General features: G+C 60.0%; 11 protein-coding genes and 4 tRNA genes. 11 read left to right on the forward strand and 4 right to left on the reverse strand.

The annotated features are described in order from the left end of the window. The first annotated feature begins 69 nt into the window (after nt 1-69). From aceK to V6Z53_RS09645, 3 genes are all read left to right on the forward strand, one after another. Nucleotides 70-1788, forward strand: coding sequence for a bifunctional isocitrate dehydrogenase kinase/phosphatase (gene aceK / locus V6Z53_RS09635; protein ID WP_338585269.1), 1719 nt, complete (start codon nt 70-72; stop codon nt 1786-1788). A gap of 190 nt (nt 1789-1978) precedes the next feature. Beyond that, nucleotides 1979-5890 (forward strand): ATP-dependent RNA helicase HrpA, encoded by a 3912-nt coding sequence (hrpA, locus tag V6Z53_RS09640; RefSeq protein WP_338585270.1) that lies wholly within the window; start codon nt 1979-1981, stop codon nt 5888-5890. Between the two features lie 306 nt (nt 5891-6196). After that, entirely contained in the window at nt 6197-7318 is a 1122-nt protein-coding gene (locus V6Z53_RS09645) for a beta-ketoacyl-ACP synthase III (protein ID WP_338585271.1), read from the forward strand. A 129-nt stretch (nt 7319-7447) separates the two neighbouring features. Here the strand turns inward: V6Z53_RS09645 and V6Z53_RS09650 are convergent, their stop codons facing one another. After that, nucleotides 7448-8497 (reverse strand): HAMP domain-containing sensor histidine kinase, encoded by a 1050-nt coding sequence (locus V6Z53_RS09650; RefSeq protein WP_338585272.1) that lies wholly within the window; start codon nt 8495-8497, stop codon nt 7448-7450. Beyond that, nucleotides 8497-9255 carry a response regulator gene (locus V6Z53_RS09655; protein WP_338585273.1) on the reverse strand — a complete coding sequence of 253 codons (759 nt, stop codon included), beginning with the start codon at nt 9253-9255 and terminating at the stop codon, nt 8497-8499. Before V6Z53_RS09655 ends, V6Z53_RS09650 begins: the two co-directional genes overlap by 1 nt. 295 nt (nt 9256-9550) lie before the next feature. Between V6Z53_RS09655 and pyrF the strand changes: the two genes are divergently transcribed. Further along, complete coding sequence (gene pyrF / locus V6Z53_RS09660) at nt 9551-10249, forward strand: orotidine-5'-phosphate decarboxylase (protein WP_172668695.1); 699 nt, start codon at nt 9551-9553, stop codon at nt 10247-10249. 114 nt (nt 10250-10363) lie between these two features. Here the strand turns inward: pyrF and V6Z53_RS09665 are convergent, their stop codons facing one another. Further along, the gene (locus tag V6Z53_RS09665; protein WP_338585274.1) at nt 10364-11368 is read right to left on the reverse strand and encodes an NADP-dependent oxidoreductase; all 1005 of its coding nucleotides are present in this window, start codon (nt 11366-11368) and stop codon (nt 10364-10366) included. A gap of 238 nt (nt 11369-11606) precedes the next feature. On the opposite strand from V6Z53_RS09665, the gene V6Z53_RS09670 reads away from it, so the two are divergent. From V6Z53_RS09670 to V6Z53_RS09680, 3 genes are all read left to right on the forward strand, one after another. Further along, entirely contained in the window at nt 11607-12368 is a 762-nt protein-coding gene (locus tag V6Z53_RS09670) for an SDR family oxidoreductase (RefSeq protein ID WP_338585275.1), read from the forward strand. A 264-nt stretch (nt 12369-12632) separates the two neighbouring features. Further along, complete coding sequence (locus tag V6Z53_RS09675; RefSeq protein ID WP_338585277.1) at nt 12633-14012, forward strand: PLP-dependent aminotransferase family protein; 1380 nt, start codon at nt 12633-12635, stop codon at nt 14010-14012. Nucleotides 14013-14120: 108 nt separating this feature from the next. Continuing rightward, nucleotides 14121-16085 (forward strand): methyl-accepting chemotaxis protein, encoded by a 1965-nt coding sequence (locus tag V6Z53_RS09680; protein WP_338585278.1) that lies wholly within the window; start codon nt 14121-14123, stop codon nt 16083-16085. Between the two features lie 496 nt (nt 16086-16581). Here the strand turns inward: V6Z53_RS09680 and V6Z53_RS09685 are convergent, their stop codons facing one another. Further along, nucleotides 16582-17340: a hypothetical protein gene (locus V6Z53_RS09685; protein ID WP_338585279.1), complete on the reverse strand. Its 759-nt coding sequence runs from the start codon at nt 17338-17340 to the stop codon at nt 16582-16584. A gap of 385 nt (nt 17341-17725) precedes the next feature. Between V6Z53_RS09685 and V6Z53_RS09690 the strand changes: the two genes are divergently transcribed. The 4 genes from V6Z53_RS09690 to V6Z53_RS09705 all read left to right on the forward strand — a co-directional run bounded on the left by V6Z53_RS09690 (nt 17726) and on the right by V6Z53_RS09705 (nt 18138). Then, nucleotides 17726-17801, forward strand: a tRNA-Glu gene (locus tag V6Z53_RS09690). A 2-nt stretch (nt 17802-17803) separates the two neighbouring features. After that, a tRNA-Gly gene (locus tag V6Z53_RS09695) sits at nt 17804-17879 on the forward strand. A 104-nt stretch (nt 17880-17983) separates the two neighbouring features. Then, nucleotides 17984-18059: transfer RNA gene (locus V6Z53_RS09700), tRNA-Glu, on the forward strand. Between the two features lie 3 nt (nt 18060-18062). Beyond that, nucleotides 18063-18138: transfer RNA gene (locus V6Z53_RS09705), tRNA-Gly, on the forward strand. Nucleotides 18139-18217 lie beyond the last annotated feature (79 nt).

Raw genomic sequence — 18217 nt, forward strand, 5'->3', positions numbered from 1 at the left:
ATTACACTTCTCCTGCACCCGCTTCACTGGCTAAGCTCAAGGCTCACGAATTCCCGCAGAGGTCTCACCATGCCGCAGCAATGGCCAGCCGCCGATATCGCCCGCTTGATCCTCGATGGCTTTGACGATTACCGCGAGCATTTTCGCCAGATCACCGACGGCGCTCGGGCCCGCTTCGAACAGGCCAAGTGGCAGGAGACGCAATCGGCGTCGGCGGCGCGGATCAATCTGTACGAAGAAAAAGTCAGTGAAACCGTGGAGAGACTGCGCACCGCGTTCGATACCGACACGCTCGACGTCAGCTGCTGGCCGCTGGTCAAAAGCGCCTACATCAGCCTGATCGACCTGCGCTTCGACGATGAACTGTCCGAGACCTGGTACAACTCGATCTTCTGCGGGCTGTTCAGCCATGACCTGATCAGCGACGGCTGCATGTTCATCCACACCACCCGGCCGAGCCTGCGCCGGGCCCGCGCTGCACAAACCCGCACCTACAAACCCCAGGGCCAGTTGTCCGGCATGCTCGCGAGCATCTTTGCCGACTACCGCTTCAGCGAGGAATACGCCGACCTTCCCGGCGACCTGAAACGCCTCGAAGCGCAACTGCGCGAGAACCTGCCGGACTGGGTGTGCAAGGACCCGGAGCTGAGCGTCGAGCTGTTTTCCTCGGTGCTCTACCGCAACAAGGGCGCGTACCTGGTGGGCCGCATCTACACCGCCGATGAACAATGGCCGCTGGCGATTCCACTGCTGCACCTTGAGGGACGCGGCATCCAGATCGATGCGCTGATTACCGACGAAGCGGACGTGTCGATCATTTTCTCGTTCACCCGCTCGTATTTCATGGTGGATGTGCCGGTGCCGGCGGAGTTCATCGGCTTCCTCAAGCGCATCCTGCCGGGCAAGCACATCGCCGAGTTGTACACCTCGATCGGCTTCTACAAGCACGGCAAGTCCGAGTTCTACCGGGCGCTGATCAATCACCTGGCCAACACCGACGACCAGTTCATCATGGCCCCCGGCGTGCGTGGCATGGTCATGAGCGTGTTTACCCTGCCGGGTTTCAACACCGTATTCAAAATCATCAAGGACCGTTTCTCTCCGTCGAAAAACGTCGACCGCGCGACGGTGATCGAGAAATACCGCTTGGTTAAAAGCGTCGACCGCGTCGGGCGCATGGCCGATACCCAGGAATTCGCCGACTTCCGTTTTCCGCTGAGCAAGTTCGATCCGGCGTGTCTGGAAGAGCTGCTGGAAGTCGCGCCGTCCACTGTGTCGGTTGAAGGTGATACGGTGCTGATCCGCCACTGCTGGACCGAGCGCCGAATGACGCCGCTGAACCTGTACCTGGAAAACGCCAACGAAGCGCAGGTGCGCGAAGCCCTTGAAGATTACGGCCTGGCGATCAAGCAACTGGCGGCGGCCAACATTTTTCCCGGCGACATGCTGCTGAAGAACTTCGGCGTCACCCGTCACGGTCGCGTGGTGTTCTACGACTACGACGAGATCTGCTTCCTGACCGAAGCCAATTTCCGCCACATCCCGCAACCGCGCACTCCGGAAGACGAAATGGCGTCCGAACCGTGGTACTCGATTGGACCGCTGGATGTGTTCCCGGAAGAATTTCCGCCGTTCCTGTTTGCCGATTCCGGCCAGCGCAAGCTGTTCGATCAGTTGCATGGCGAGTTGTACAACGCCGATTACTGGAAGAGCCTGCAGGAAGCGATTCGGGCGGGGAAGGTGATTGATGTGTTTCCGTATCGGCGCAAGGGGATGGACACCGAGTGACATAGTGCGGACAACCACCGACCTGGAGGAGCAAGGCTTGCCCGCGATGGCGCCCGCAAGATCGCTATCGCGGGCAAGCCTTGCTCCTACAGGTCGGTGGTGCGCCTGGCATAAGCCAACACTCATTTATGCCGCCAAATCTGCGACAATCCCCGACCTTGCGCCACTAGACGACTGAATTGCGTACCCGATGACCGACGAATCGCCCTCCATCGACAAACTGCTGAAAAACCTCGATCACGCCATGCTTGCCGACCGCCACCGGCTGCGGCGGCAGTTGCTTGAGCTGCGCAAGAAACCCGACGAGGCCAAACTGGCCCAGTGGGTGGCGCGCATGCAGGCGTCCTGCGATCAAGTGCTGGCGCGCAAGGCCAGCCTGCCGGTGATTCGTTACGACGACAGCCTGCCGATTGCCGCCAAGCGCGACGAAATCAAGAAGGCGCTGGAAAAGCATCAGGTGCTGATCATCGCTGGCGAAACCGGTTCGGGTAAAACCACCCAGTTGCCGAAGATCTGCCTGGAAATCGGTCGCGGCCAGCATGGTCTGATCGGCCACACCCAACCACGGCGAATCGCTGCACGCAGCGTGGCTGCCCGGGTCGCTGAAGAACTCGGTACGCCGCTGGGCGCGTTGGTCGGCTATCAGGTGCGCTTCGAGGACCAGAGCGATTCCAACACCCTGATCAAACTGATGACCGACGGCATCTTGCTGGCGGAAACCCAGAACGACCGGTATCTGGAACGCTATGACACGATCATCGTCGACGAAGCCCACGAACGCAGCCTCAACATCGACTTCCTGCTCGGCTACCTGAAAACCCTGCTGCCGCGTCGCCCGGACCTGAAAGTCATCATCACCTCGGCGACCATCGATCTGGAACGCTTCTCCAAGCATTTCGACGATGCGCCGATTGTCGAAGTCTCCGGTCGCACCTTCCCGGTGGACACCTGGTATCGCCCGCTGACGCTTGAGCAGGACGAAGAGGGCAACAGGGTCGAGGACGACCTGACGGTGGATCAGGCGATCCTTGCCACCCTCGACGAAATCGCCGCCTATGAACGCAGCGAACGCCGCAGTCCCGGTGACGTGCTGGTGTTCCTGCCGGGCGAGCGCGAGATTCGCGATGCAGCGGACATGCTGCGCAAGGCACAGCTCAAACACACCGAGATTCTGCCGTTGTACGCGCGCTTATCGCCGGCCGAGCAGCAGCGGATTTTCCAGTCACACCCAGGCCGTCGCGTGGTGCTGGCGACCAACGTCGCGGAAACCTCGCTGACCGTGCCGGGTATCCGCTACGTGATCGACAGTGGCACCGCGCGCATCAGTCGCTACAGCTATCGTGCCAAGGTTCAGCGCCTGCCGATCGAAGCCGTTTCCCAAGCGAGCGCTAACCAGCGTAAAGGTCGCTGTGGGCGGGTCGAGCCGGGTATCTGCATCCGCCTTTACAGCGAAGAAGATTTTCTTGGGCGTCCGGAATTCACCGATCCGGAAATCCTGCGTACCAACCTCGCCGCCGTTATTTTGCAGATGCTGCATCTGCGCCTCGGCGAAGTCACCGCGTTCCCGTTTATCGAGCCGCCTGACGGCAAAGCGATCAGCGACGGTTACAACCTGCTGCAAGAACTCTCGGCGGTGGACCGCAACAGTCAACTGACCCCGCTCGGTCGCCAACTGGCGCGACTGCCGGTGGACCCGCGCATGGGCCGCATGTTGCTGGAAGCGGCCAAACTGGGCAGCTTGCAGGAAGTGCTGATCGTCGCCAGCGCCATGTCGATCCAGGACCCGCGCGAGCGTCCGCCGGAGCGTCAGCAAGCGGCGGATCAAGCCCATGCACAATGGAAAGATGCCGACTCGGACTTCGCCGGGCTGGTCAATCTGTGGCGCGGTTTCGAAGAGCAGCGCCAGGCGCTGACCGCCAGCCCGCTGCGTAACTGGTGCCGCAAGAATTTCCTGAATTATCTGCGCCTGCGCGAATGGCGTGATTCCCATCGCCAGTTGAGCCTGATCTGCCGCGACATGCAGTTGAGCCTCAACAAAGAGCCGGCGGATTATCCGAAGCTGCACAAAGCGGTACTGGTCGGCCTGCTCAGCCAGATCGGCCAGAAAACCGAAGACGGCGACTACCTCGGCGCACGTCAGCGGCGCTTCTGGATTCATCCGTCGTCGGGCATCGGCAAGAAGCGCCCGCAATGGCTGATGACCGCCGAACTGGTGGAAACCACCAAGCTCTATGCGCGCATGGTGGCGAAAATCGATGCCGACTGGATCGAGCCGCTGGCCGGGCACTTGATCAAGAAAAACCACTTCGAACCCCATTGGGAGAAGAAGCGCGGGCAGGTTGTGGCGTTCGAGCAGATCACCCTGTTTGGCTTGATCGTGGTCGGTCGCCGGCCAGTGCATTACGGCCCTGTCGACCCGGTGGTGTCGCGCGAACTGTTCATCCGCGAAGGGCTGGTGCGTGGCGAAATCCAATCCAAGGCGAAGTGCCTGACGGCCAACAAACAACTGCTGGAACAGCTCGACGAACTGGAAGCCAAGGCTCGCCGTCGCGACATCCTCGCCGACGAAGAAACCCTGTACGCCTTCTACGACGCACGCTTGCCGGCGGAGATCCACCAGACCGCGACCTTCGACAGTTGGTACCGGATCAACAGCCAGAAAGACCCGCAGTTGTTGATCATGCGCGAAGAGGACGTGCTGGCCCGCGAAGCCAGCGAAGTCACTGCCCAGCATTACCCGGACACCTTGCACATCGGCGATCTGGAATTGTCCCTGAGCTACCACTTCGAACCGAACCATCCGCGCGATGGCGTGACCCTGCGCGTGCCGGCGCCGTTGCTGCCGATGTTGCCGCCGGAGCGCCTGGAATGGCTGGTGCCGGGTGTCATCGAAGCCAAGTGCATTGCGTTGGTGCGCAACCTGCCCAAGGCCCTGCGCAAGAACTTCGTGCCGGTGCCGGACTTCGTCAAAGCCGCGTTGCAGCGCATGACCTTTGCCGAGGGCTCGTTGCCCCAAGCCTTGGGCCGCGAGTTGCTGCGCATGACCGGTGCGCGGGTCAGCGATGAAGCCTGGAGTGAGGCGGCGCAGCAGGTTGAAAGCCATCTGCGGATGAACCTGGAAATCGTCGACGCCCAAGGCAAGTTCCTCGGCGAAGGTCGTGAACTGGCCGAACTGACCGCGCGTTTCGCCGAAGCCAGCCAGGCCGCATTGGCCGTGCCGCAAACCGCGAAAAGCCAGCAGCCGGTCGAGCCGAAGGTGTTCGCCGCTGTGGCCGAGAAAACCCAGCAGAAGATCGCCGGGCTGTCGATGACGGTGTACCCGGCGCTGGTGGAAGAGGGCGGTACGGTCAAGGAAGGACGTTTCTCGACGCCCGCCGAGGCCGAGTTCCAGCATCGCCGCGCCTTGCAGCGTTTGTTGATGCAGCAATTGGCCGAATCGGCGAAGTTCCTGCGCGGCAAGTTGCCGGGCCTGACCGAGCTGGGCCTGCTGTACCGCGACATGGGTCGCGTCGATGCGCTGGTGGAAGACATTCTGCTGGCCAGCCTCGACAGCTGCATTCTCGAAGGCGAAGACCCGTTGCCCCGTGACGGTGCCGGGTTGGCGTCGTTGGCCGAACGCAAGCGTGGCGGCTGGACCGAACATGCTGAACGAGTGGCCAAGCTGACGCTGGAAATCCTCAAGCTCTGGCACGGCCTGCAAAAACGCTTCAAGGGCAAGATCGATCTGGCGCAAGCCGTGGCCCTGAACGACATCAAGCAGCAACTCAGCCAATTGGTGTATCCGGGGTTTGTCCGGGAAACGCCGATGCAGTGGCTCAAGGAGTTGCCGCGTTACCTGAAGGCCATCGAGCAGCGTTTCGAAAAAATCGGCGCCCAAGTTCAGCGGGATCGGGTCTGGAGTGGTGAATTGTCCGGCTTGTGGACGCAGTACCAGACCCGCGCCAACAAGCACGCCCAGGAAGGCAAGCGCGATCCGCAACTGGAGCTGTATCGCTGGTGGCTGGAAGAATACCGGGTGTCGCTGTTCGCCCAGCAATTGGGGACCAAGGTGCCGATCTCCGACAAGCGCTTGAACAAGCAGTGGACGCAAGTCGAACCATAAGCCTGTAGGAGCAAAGCTTGCTCGCGATAGCGATCTCAAGGACGCCATCGCCGGCAAGCCGTGCTCCTACAGGTTTTGTGTGATGCATTTGGCAAGCGCTTCATCCAGCAAAAAGGCGCCAAAATCCCGTGTTTATGGCAAACTTCGCGCCTATAAACGCCGGCCCCGCGGTTTTGAGCCTTCTCCGCCGCGGGCAGGTCGGAATAAAGCGATGCCAGGTTTGCGTCCCCCGGATGGGAATAGACCCTTTGTGTGTTGGTACGTCGGTGCCAATGCTTTCTGCCTGAACAGATTAGAGACACGACCATGCATAACGTCGTCATCAGTGGCACCGGCCTGTACACCCCGGCCAACAGCATCTCCAACGAAGAGCTGGTGCAGTCTTTCAATGCCTATGTGGCGCAATTCAACGCCGATAACGCCGACGCCATCGCGAGCGGTGAAGTCGAAGCATTGACCGAATCCAGCGCAGCGTTCATCGAAAAAGCGTCCGGCATCAAGAGCCGCTTTGTCATGGACAAGGAAGGCATCCTCGACCCGCAACGCATGGCGCCACGCCTGCCGGAGCGCTCGAACGACGAGTGGTCGGTGCTGTGCCAGATGGCGATCGGCGCTGCCGAACAAGCCTTGCAACGCGCCGGCAAGACCGCTGCGGACATCGACGGCGTGATCGTCGCCTGCTCCAACCTGCAACGCGCCTACCCGGCGATTGCCATCGAAGTTCAGGAAGCGCTGGGCATCCAGGGTTTCGGTTTTGACATGAACGTGGCCTGTTCCTCGGCGACCTTCGGCATCCAGACCGCCGCCAACAGCATCCAGCTGGGCCAGGCCCGGGCGATCCTGATGGTCAACCCGGAAGTCTGCACCGGTCACCTGAACTTCCGCGACCGCGACAGCCACTTCATCTTCGGCGATGCGGCCACCGCCGTGATCATCGAACGTGCTGACCTGGCCACGTCCAAGTACCAGTTCGACATCGTCAGCACCAAACTGCTGACCAAGTTCTCCAACAACATCCGCAACAACTTCGGTTTCCTCAACCGCGCTGCGGAAGAGGGCATCGGTGCCAAAGACAAGCTGTTCGTGCAGGAAGGCCGCAAGGTGTTCAAGGAAGTCTGCCCGATGGTGGCCGAGCTGATCGGTGAGCATCTGCAAGAAAACCAGCTCAACGTCAGCGACGTGAAGCGTTTCTGGCTGCACCAGGCCAACCTCAGCATGAATCACCTGATCGTCAAGAAACTGCTCGGTCGCGACGCCACCGAACACGAAGCGCCGGTGATTCTCGACACTTACGCCAACACCAGCTCCGCCGGTTCGGTGATTTCGTTCCACAAGAACCAGGACGACCTGCCTGCCGGTTCGCTGGCGGTACTGAGTTCGTTCGGCGCCGGTTACTCGATCGGTAGCGTGATTCTGCGCAAGCGCTGAGTTAGCCGCTCAGCCGTTAACCTGTGGGAGCGGGCTTACTCGCGAAAGGGGTGTATCAGGCAACATTAATGTCGCCTGACACTCCCTCTTCGCGAGCAAGCCCGCTCCCACATTTGGTCGATGTAGGGCTCAGGTTCGCGGCAAATGAATGATCGCGGTCAGCCCGCCACCGGGCGTTTCTTCCAGACTCAATTGTCCGCCCAGACGTTCAGCCGCTTCACGAGCAATGGTCATCCCCAGACCAACGCCCCCCGAATTTCGATTACGCGAACCTTCCAGACGGAAGAACGGTTCAAACACCGCTTCGCGTTGTTCCGCCGCGATCCCCGGTCCGTGGTCGATGACCCGGATGATCAATTGTTCACGATGGTCTTCCAGCGTTATGAGCGCCTGTCCGGCATAGCGCAAGGCATTGTCCAGCAGGTTGTTGACGCAGGAGCGCAACGCCATCGGTTGCACTTGCAGCGGCGCACAATGGCCGCTGGCCTGAACATCGGCGCCCTGGTCCTGGGCGTTTTCGCTCAGCGACTCGACCAGTGCCTGCACATCCATCCATTGCGGCGCCTCGCTGGTGCGTTGCTCGTGCAGATAGGTGAGGGTGGCGTCGAGCATGCTGATCATGTCGTCCAGATCCTGGCGCATTTGGCTTTGCAGTTTGTCGTCGTCGATCTGTTCCAGCCGCAGCTTCAACCGTGACAGCGGCGTGCGCAGGTCGTGGGACACCGCGCCGAGCATTCGTGAGCGTTGCTTGACCTGCTCGATGATTCGGCGCTGCATTTTGTTGAAAGTATGCGCCGCTTGCCGTGCTTCCCGCGGGCCGGATTCATCCAGTGGCGGACTGTCGAGGTTTTCACTCAGTCGTTCGGCGGCGTCGCTCAGGCGCTGGATCGGCCGGCTCAGCAGTTTGGCGCCGTACCAGGCCGCGATGATCAGCGAGATTAATTGAAAGGTCAGCGGCACTACCGGTCCGCCAAACCACGGCCGTGGCGGACGATTTTTGAATCGCGGGTCCACTGGCGGAGACTGTCCGTCGAACTCTTCGGAAAACTCTGGTGGCGGCGGAGGCGGTGGTGGGCCGTAATAGTGAAACCAGGCAAACGCCAGCAGGTGCGCCAGGATAATCGCCACCAACAGCACGCCAAACAGGCGGCCAAACAGCGTATCGAAGCGCCCGCGCATCAGCCGATGTCTCGCGCATCGAAAAGGTAGCCTTCACCTCTTACGGTTTTGATCAGTTGTGGCGCTTTCGGATCGTCACCGAGTTTCTGCCGCAAGCGCGACACCAGCAGGTCGATGCTGCGATCGAAGGCTTCGATCGAGCGACCGCGGGCAGCGTCCAGCAATTGTTCGCGGCTCAACACCCGACGTGGACGCTCGATGAACACCCAGAGCAGGCGGAATTCGGCATTGGACAGCGGCACCACCAGGCCATCGGCGGCGATCAACTGGCGCAGCACGCTGTTCAGGCGCCAGTTGTCGAAACGGATGTTTGCCCGTTGTTCGCTGCGGTCATCACGCACCCGGCGCAGGATGGTCTGGATACGCGCCACCAGTTCCCGTGGCTCGAACGGCTTGGCCATGTAGTCGTCGGCGCCCAGTTCCAGGCCGATGATCCGGTCGGTGGGTTCGCAGCGGGCGGTGAGCATCAGGATCGGGATGTCCGACTCGGCACGCAGCCAGCGGCACAGCGACAGGCCGTCTTCGCCGGGCAGCATCAGGTCGAGCACCACCACGTCGAAATGCTCCGCTTGCATGGCCTGGCGCATGGCGGCGCCATCCGTGACGCCGCTGGCGTGAATGTTGAACCGGGCCAGGTAGTCGATCATCAATTCGCGGATCGGGACGTCATCGTCGACGATCAGGGCGCGAATGTTCCAGCGTTTGTCGTCGCCGAGCGCTTTTTGATCGTCGTTCGCGGGAGCTTGGGTGTTGTGCATGCGTGCGTTCATCTGCCAGGTAGCTGCCAACCACAAAGATGGGCTGCGAGGTTGTGGTTTCAGCATAGGCGTCCGGCCCGGGGGCGGGAAGTGCTGTTGTAAGGACGTATTGCGGGTGGCGAGGGTAGCGGGCGAGGGTGTTGTGGGCGTGTCGGGAATGTACCGAACTCGACACAATTGCCGCAAAGGCTAGTCTTGCCTGAGCGTTATCGACGATTTACCGATCATCGGGTCCCGCAGCGCCCTTGGTTCCGCTACAATGCGCGCCGATTTCGACTTGCCTGAGAGCCCACTCATGTCCGCCTGCCAGACTCCCATCATCGTCGCCCTGGATTTCCCCACCCGTGACGCCGCACTGAAGCTGGCCGATCAGTTGGACCCGAAGCTGTGCCGGGTCAAAGTCGGTAAAGAACTCTTCACCAGCTGCGCCTCGGAAATCGTCGGCACCTTGCGCGACAAGGGGTTCGAAGTGTTCCTGGACCTCAAGTTCCACGACATTCCGAACACCACCGCCATGGCCGTGAAAGCGGCAGCAGAGATGGGCGTGTGGATGGTCAACGTGCACTGCTCCGGTGGCCTGCGCATGATGGCGGCCTGCCGTGAAGTGCTGGACAAGCGCAGCGGCCCGCAGCCTTTGCTGATCGGCGTGACCGTGCTGACCAGCATGGAACGTGAGGATCTGGCAGGTATCGGCCTGGACATCGAGCCGCAGGAGCAGGTGCTGCGCCTGGCCGCACTGGCGGAAAAAGCCGGGATGGATGGTCTGGTGTGCTCGGCCCTGGAAGCCCAGGCCCTGAAATCGGCGCACCCGTCGCTGCAACTGGTGACCCCGGGGATTCGTCCGGCGGGCAGCGCCCAGGACGACCAACGTCGCATCCTGACCCCACGTCAGGCGCTGGACGCCGGTTCCGATTATCTGGTAATCGGCCGTCCGATCAGCCAGGCGGCCGATCCGGCCAAGGCGTTGGCTTCGGTGGTGGCCGAACTGGCGTAAACACCGCTAAACCTGTAGGAGCGAGCCTGCTCGCGATGAGGGCGCATCAGTCGACATCAATGTTGGCTGATCTACCGCAATCGCGAGCAGGCTCGCTCCTACATTGGTTTGGTGTTAAACCTTCAACACCAACTTCCCGAAATTCTCCCCGCTGAACAACTTCATCAGCGTCTCCGGGAACGTCTCCAGTCCCTCGACAATGTCTTCCTTGCTCTTGAGCTGCCCCTTGGCCATCCAGCCGGCCATTTCCTGACCGGCAGCGCCGAACTGTGCCGCGTAGTCCATCACCACGAAGCCTTCCATGCGCGCGCGGTTGACCAGTAGCGACAGGTAGTTGGCCGGGCCTTTGACCGCTTCCTTGTTGTTGTACTGGCTGATGGCGCCGCAAATCACCACTCGTGCCTTCATGTTCAGACGGCTCAGCACCGCGTCGAGAATGTCGCCGCCGACGTTATCGAAATACACGTCGACACCTTTCGGGCATTCACGCTTGAGGCCGGCGATCACGTCTTCATTCTTGTAATCGATGACGCCGTCAAAACCCAGTTCGTCGATCAGGAACTTGCACTTGTCCGCGCCGCCAGCGATGCCGACCACCCGACATCCTTTGATCTTGGCGATCTGCCCGGCAATGCTGCCCACCGCACCGGCTGCACCCGACAACACCACGGTTTCACCGGCCTTTGGCGCGCCGACATCGAGCAGGGCGAAGTAAGCGGTCATGCCGGTCATGCCCAGTGCGGACAGATAACGCGGCAGGGGTGCCAGTTGCGGATCGACCTTGTAGAAACCGCGTGGCTCACCGAGGAAGTAATCCTGCACACCCAAGGCGCCGTTGACGTAGTCGCCGACCGCGAAGCCCGGATTGTTCGAAGCGATGACTTTGCCTACACCCAGCGCGCGCATCACCTCACCGAGTCCGACCGGTGGAATGTAGGACTTGCCTTCGTTCATCCAGCCACGCATGGCCGGGTCCAGGGACAGGTATTCGTTCTTGACCAGGATCTGACCCGCCGCCGGTTCGCCGACCGGTACTTCCTGATAGGTGAATGTCTCGCGAGTCGCAGCGCCCACCGGGCGTTTGGCGAGCAGGAACTGGCGATTGGTCTGTGAAGTCATGGCAGGCACTCAAGATGAATGAAGCCTTGTTGATAGACCTTCATGGACGATGCCGCAAGTTTGGCTGATGCGGCGAATGCAGGCTGATCCAATGCAGTGATAGTTGGTACGGCAGTTCCATCACTGCAACTCATGGGCGCCCAACCGGCCTTCTGATAGTGCTGCCGCGTCATGGGTACCTGTGGCTAGACTGGGAAAAACGCGATCCCCCGCAAAACTTCTCTTCGAGGACATAACAATGAGCATGACGTTTTCCGGCCAGGTCGCCGTAGTCACGGGCGCCGCCAATGGTATCGGCCGGGCAACTGCCCAGGCGTTCGCCGCTGAAGGTCTGAAGGTGGTGGTGGCCGACATGGACACGGCGGGCGGCGAGGGGACTGTGGCGCTGATTCGTACGGCGGGCGGCGAAGCGACCTTCGTGCGTTGCAACGTCACGCTGGAAAGCGATGTAAAGAATCTGATGGATGAAGTGGTCAATACCTACGGCCGCCTCGACTATGCCTTCAACAATGCCGGCATCGAGATCGAGAAGGGCAAGTTGGCCGACGGTACTGTCGACGAGTTCGACGCGATCATGGGCGTCAACGTCAAAGGTGTATGGCTGTGCATGAAATACCAGTTGCCGTTGCTGCTGGCACAGGGTGGCGGCGCGATCGTCAACACGGCCTCGGTGGCGGGGCTTGGCGCTGCGCCGAAGATGAGCATCTATGCCGCCTCCAAACATGCGGTGATAGGCCTGACCAAATCCGCCGCCATCGAATACGCGAAGAAAAAAATCCGCGTCAATGCTGTATGCCCGGCGGTGATCGACACCGACATGTTCCGCCGCGCCTATGAAGCCGACCCGAAGAAAGGCGAATTTGCCAACGCCATGCACCCGGTGGGTCGCATCGGCAAGGTCGAGGAAATCGCCAGCGCGGTGCTGTACCTGTGCAGCGACGGTGCTGCGTTCACTACGGGGCATTCGCTGGCTGTGGATGGTGGTGTCACGGCGTTCTAAAACTAAACGCTAAATCCATAGAAAACACGAAACCTGTAGGAGCCGAGCTTGCTCGCGATGACGGTATGTCTGTCACATCGATGTTGGATGTGCCGCCGTCATCGCGAGCAAGCTCGGCTCCTACAGGTTTTTGTTTGCCTTGAGCATCCCGGCAGTGTGTTTCAAATGGTTAAAACCAAGGGTTTTAGCGGCGTTGTCGCACATCCCTTCGAGCGCTCCTGTGATTAACTGATTCCCGCAGAATGCACAGGAGTTTTCTTGCTCATGGAATTGAGAATCGATCGACAGGCCCCCGTGCCGGTCATACAGCAAATTGTCGAAGCGCTAACCTGCTGGCTCCGTTGCAATGGTTTGGAGCCGGGTGCGCGTTTGCCTTCGGTACGACAAATCGCGCGGATCAACTTGCTCAGTCAGTCTTGTGTCGTCGAGGCCTGTGAGCGTCTTGTCGCGCAGGGGGTGCTGGCGTCGCGTCATGGCGCTGGTTTTGTCGTGGCGGCCACAGCTGCGATTGCGCATACGGAGGCTGTGTGGCTCGAAGGCGCTGAAGACAAGGAGGGCGCGCCCTCGTGTGAGTTGCAACTGGGCGGTGGAGGGCTGCCCGAAAGCTGGCGTGAAACGGACGATCTGGCTTACGCGATCCGTCAGGTCAGTCGCACCGACATGGCCGGCCTGTTCAACTACAGCACGCCGCTGGGTTTGCCTGCCTTGCGCGGGCAGATGCTCAAGCGCCTGAAAAGGCTGGATATCAACGCTGAAGACAGTCAAATACTGACGACCTCGGGTGCCAGCCAGGCCCTGGACTTGATCGTGCGAGCGTTGTTCAAGCCGGGTGAGAGCGTGGTGGTGGAAAGCCCCGGTTACCCCATGCTGTTCGATCTGCTCAGGTTGCACGGTGTCAGCATGCTCGAAGTTCCACGAACGCCGCAGGGGCCGGATGTTGCAGTGCTGGAAGCGTTGCTGCTGGAACACCGGCCGCGCGGGCTGTTCATCAATAGTTTCCACCATAACCCTACCGGTTGCAGCCTGACGCCGGGTGTGGCGCAGCAGGTGCTGCAACTGGCGAAAGACCACGATGTGCTGGTGATCGAAGACGACGTCTACGCAGACCTGCACAATGGCCCCGGCAAGCGCCTCGCGGCACTGGATAATGGCGTGATCTACGTCGGCAGCTATTCGAAAACCCTCAGCAGCTCCCTGCGGGTCGGTTTTGTGGTGGCCAGTAACGAAGTGATTGCGCGACTGGCCGAGGTCAAGATGATCAGCAGCATGGGCGCCTCAAGATTTTGCGAGTCAGTGCTGGCCTGCCTGTTGGCCAATGGCGCCTACCGTAAATTGGTGCAGCGCCAGCGGCAGCGCTTGAACAACGATCGACAAGCGGCATTGCAGCAGCTCGAAGACGCCGAATGGGAGGTTTTCGGCAAGCCCACGGGAGGCCTGTTCATCTGGGCGCGATCGCGGATGTCGGACTACGCTCAGGTGCGAATACAGGCCCGACGGTTCGGCGTTGTGCTGTCATCGGCGACGGCATTTGACCCCGCCGGCGCGGCCAATGAATGGCAACGCATCAATGTGGCGTGTGCCTGTGATCCGCGAGCCCGGGCATTTTTTCAAGCCACCGCTCGGGATCGACCTCAAGCGTTCTGAAAACGACGCAGGCGTAGCTTTTTGCCATTATTCCGACGCCAGAGACTTGTGTTGCCACAGGCCCGTTGCGAATCTGCGTCTACAGATAATGGCAGGGGACTAAGTGCAATGATTTCGGCCGCGCAAGGACGTTTTGCCAACCTCGGTATGGCAAAAAAACTGGGTATCGGGTTTGTTCTGGTGCTGTTGTTGACCGCGCTGGTGGCGGCCATCGGCGTCTGGTCCCTGCAAACCATCAGCCATCGTTTCGACGGGCTCAAGCAGATGTCGTCGCTCAACAGCGGTCTGCTGAAGGTGCGCCTGCTGGAGCAGGAGTATGCCTTGCACGGCAACCCGAAAACCGTCGAAGCCCTGCACCAAGGTGTCGACGGCTTGATCGCCCTGGCGAGCGAACTCAAGGCCGCGTCTGCAGCGAATGTGCCGGTGATGAATGATGTCGAGCAGTCCCTCGGCGCCTATCGCAAGGCGTTCGACGAGTTTGTCTCGCTCAGTCAGGCCAAGGATCTCGCGCTGGAAATGGCCAGTTGGTCGGTGTCCAGCGTGGCCAATAATCTCGACGTGTTGCAGGCCGGGCTTGCCGATGACGGCACCTACACCTTGAAGGATTCCGAGGGCAAGGACGGTGCGCAATTCGTCGAGCAAGCCAACCAGGTCAGTCAGGTTTCCCGGTTGATGCTGCAAGCCATGAACGAAGCGCGCGTGCGTCTGGATCAGAGCCGCAAGGGCGACGACAGCGCGGGACAAGGCAAGATCGAACAGGCCAGTCAGGCACTGACCCAGGCCGAACAGCTGAAAACCACGGTCAAGGATGAGGGCTACCAGACCGTCCTCAATGAAGTGATCGGCCATATCGCCAGTTTCAGCGACAAACTCACCGAGTACACCGGCCTGCTGGAGCAGGAAAAAACCGTCTATCAGCAATTGCATCAACGCGCCGCCCAAGTGGTGGAGCGGGTGGACCAGGCCTATGTCGCCGAAGACCAGTCGATGCAGACTGAACTGAAAAAGAATTCATTGCTGATCATTGCCTCTTCGGCATTGGCATTGCTGGTCGGTTTGATTGCCGCGTGGGTCATCACCCGGCTGATCGTGGCGCCGTTGCGCAGTGTGATTTCTGTCGCGCAGCAGATCGCCTCGGGGGATTTGAGCGGAACCATCGAAGTGACCCGCCGCGACGAGATTGGTCAGTTGATGCAGGCCATGCAGCAGATGGGTGCAGGGTTGAGTCATATCGTCAGCGGTTTGCAGGCAGGCATTGAGCAATTGGCTACCTCAGCGCAATCGCTGTCGGCGGTGACTGAACAGACCAACCTTGAAGTCAGCAGCCAGAAGGAAGAAACCGAGCAGGTCGCCACCGCGATGAACCAGATGACGGCCACCGTGCACGATGTCGCGCGCAACGCCGAGGAAGCCGCCGTGGCGGCGCAAACGGCGGACGGCAAGGTTGAAAGTGGTCAACATGTGGTGCGCCAGAGCATGGCGCGGATCGAGCAACTGGCGGATTCGGCTACTTCGGCCAGTTCGAGCATTGAAAGCCTGAGCGCGGAAATCCAGAACATCGGCACGGTGCTTGGCGTCATCAAAAGTGTCGCAGAACAAACCAACCTGCTGGCGCTCAATGCGGCCATCGAGGCCGCACGGGCCGGCGAGCAGGGCAGGGGCTTTGCGGTGGTGGCTGATGAAGTGCGGGCACTGGCCAAACGGACTCAACAATCGACCGAGGAAATCGAACGACTGGTCAGCGCCTTGCGCTCGGCGGCACAGGCGTCTGTGCAGCAGATCCAGAGCAGTGGCGAGTTGGTGAAACTGGCGGTCAGTGATGCGCTGCAGACCGAGAGTGCGTTGGGCAGTATTGCGGCAGCGGTGTCGTTGATTCAGCAGATGAACCAGCAGATCGCCGCGGCTGCCGAGGAGCAGAGTTCGGTGGCCGAGGAGATCAATCGCAGTGTCACGAGTATTCGGGCCAGTGCTGATCAGTCTTCACTGGCGATGCAGGGGAATGCGGCGTCGAGTATCGAACTGGCGCAGTTGGGGGTTGAGTTGAAGGGGATGGTGGGGCATTTCAGGCTTTGAGCTTTGAGCTTTTTTGATTGAGTACATATCCGTTGCTGCGGTAATGGCGGCTTATGGTTTCGCCCTTACGGCGACTCACTTTTTTGACAACGCCTCAAAAAAGTAAGCAAAAAAAACGCTCGCCCCTTACGTACGGCACCTCGCTAGAGCTCGGTGTTCCTTCGCTCCGGCATTCATCCGGGGGCATCGCCTCCGGTCTGCTTCGCGACGACCTCCTCTCGATGTGTGCGGCTTCGCCGCACGGCGCTGCGCGCCCACCCCCGGATAAACGCCTCCACTCAGCCTTCCGATGGGGCGGGTGGATCAATATCAAAAGCGGCAGGCGAGCTAACGCTCGGCCTGTTGAGTGGTGAGAAGCCTGGGTGTACGCCAATCCATTGTAGGAGCCAGCCTGCTGGCGATGACGGCCTGAACGCCAATGTATTTCACTCGGATGAATGCATTCTCTAAATCCAAAAGAAAACCACCTCCTGGTGGCTTTCTCTTTTGTCGCTGATCAGTCGTAGATCACTTTCTTCTTCCAGTCCGCATCCGCCTCGACGTCTTTGAGTCCTTCGGTCAGTTGGTTCACTTCGCCTTCTACCGGAGCAATGCGGTCCATGACTTGGGCGTTGGCGCGGGCCAGGAGTTTTTCCAGGTATTCCAGCTGTTCGGCGTAGATTTGTGGTTCCTGCTGTTTGCGCAGGTATTGCGCACCGCGTTCGAACGCCAGGCGCGCCTGGCCGGGCTGGTTCTGCTGCAGGGAGTGCTGGCCAAGGTTGTTGAAGAACTCGATGTGCAACAGCACCAGAATATGACGGACCTCGCGGATCCAGCGCTTGGCTTCGTTGGGCGGCAGGAAGCCGTCCTGTGCGGCGCGGGTAATCTGGCCGTGCAGGGCTTCAAGGAGGAAGCGCACGTCCTTGGCCTTGGCTTCGGTCTGGATCGGTGCCGGCGGGTTGTTGACCGGGATAGATTCGCCTTGGCCCACCAGAGCTTCCAGTTCAGTAATCCGTGCCTTGAGGTTGGAACTGGTCTTTTCCAGGTTCAGCAGGCGTTGGCAGACATTCAATTCCAGACGCGTCAGCAGCAGCTTGAGCGCCGGTGTCATCAATTGGCCGGGGAAGGTCTCGGTAATCTCACCGCAACGACGCAGGCGATCGTTGAGTTCAACCTTGGTACGGGCCCTTTCCAGCTTATTGTTTTCCACCACATGGTTGATGTAGCCAATGGCGATCAATAATGCGATCCCGGCTACGACGAGCAGGGTGATCATGAGTGGTGTCACCGGTAAGACCTCTTTTTAGGGTTCGCGTGCGAGTGTAGTGGCTTGCTATATAAGCGCCTAGGGCCCTCGACGAGTTGGATCGATGTGGCTCAATCTGTATCGGCCGCTGTCTGCTTATATAAATGCTGGCATCCAAGAAGCATATTGCCATCATTGATGGCGCCGACTATAACGCCTTGGCGAGTGTCAGAATATAGGCGCCAAACACCGGGCGGCGGAAAATCCGGATTGGTGCCTGAAAGCAGGGCGAAGTCATTGATTTAAATAAATTTATATCAGGGGGTTGACGACCTCTCAATCCATCCATAGAATGCGCGCCACTTGCAGCGTAAAGCACACAGCGAAACGAAGCAGGGAGTGAATGTTGTAGTGTGTCCCCTTCGTCTAGTGGCCTAGGACACCGCCCTTTCACGGCGGTAACAGGGGTTCGAGTCCCCTAGGGGACGCCATTGCGGGAATAGCTCAGTTGGTAGAGCACGACCTTGCCAAGGTCGGGGTCGCGAGTTCGAGTCTCGTTTCCCGCTCCATTTTTAAACAGCGTTGCTTTCGGGCAGGGCTGAGTGAAACCAGAACCAAGTCTTCGGATGCGGATCTGGGCACCGAAACACACACCATGTGTTCCGGGCAGCGTGTCCCCTTCGTCTAGTGGCCTAGGACACCGCCCTTTCACGGCGGTAACAGGGGTTCGAGTCCCCTAGGGGACGCCATTTGCGGGAATAGCTCAGTTGGTAGAGCACGACCTTGCCAAGGTCGGGGTCGCGAGTTCGAGTCTCGTTTCCCGCTCCATATTTAACAAAAACGCCGCTCATTGAGCGGCGTTTTTGTTTGTGCGCGATTTGTATGTGCATCACTAAAAAGGCCCGCC

Source organism: Pseudomonas sp. MAG733B (genome assembly GCF_036884845.1).
Classification (GTDB): Bacteria; Pseudomonadota; Gammaproteobacteria; order Pseudomonadales; family Pseudomonadaceae; genus Aquipseudomonas.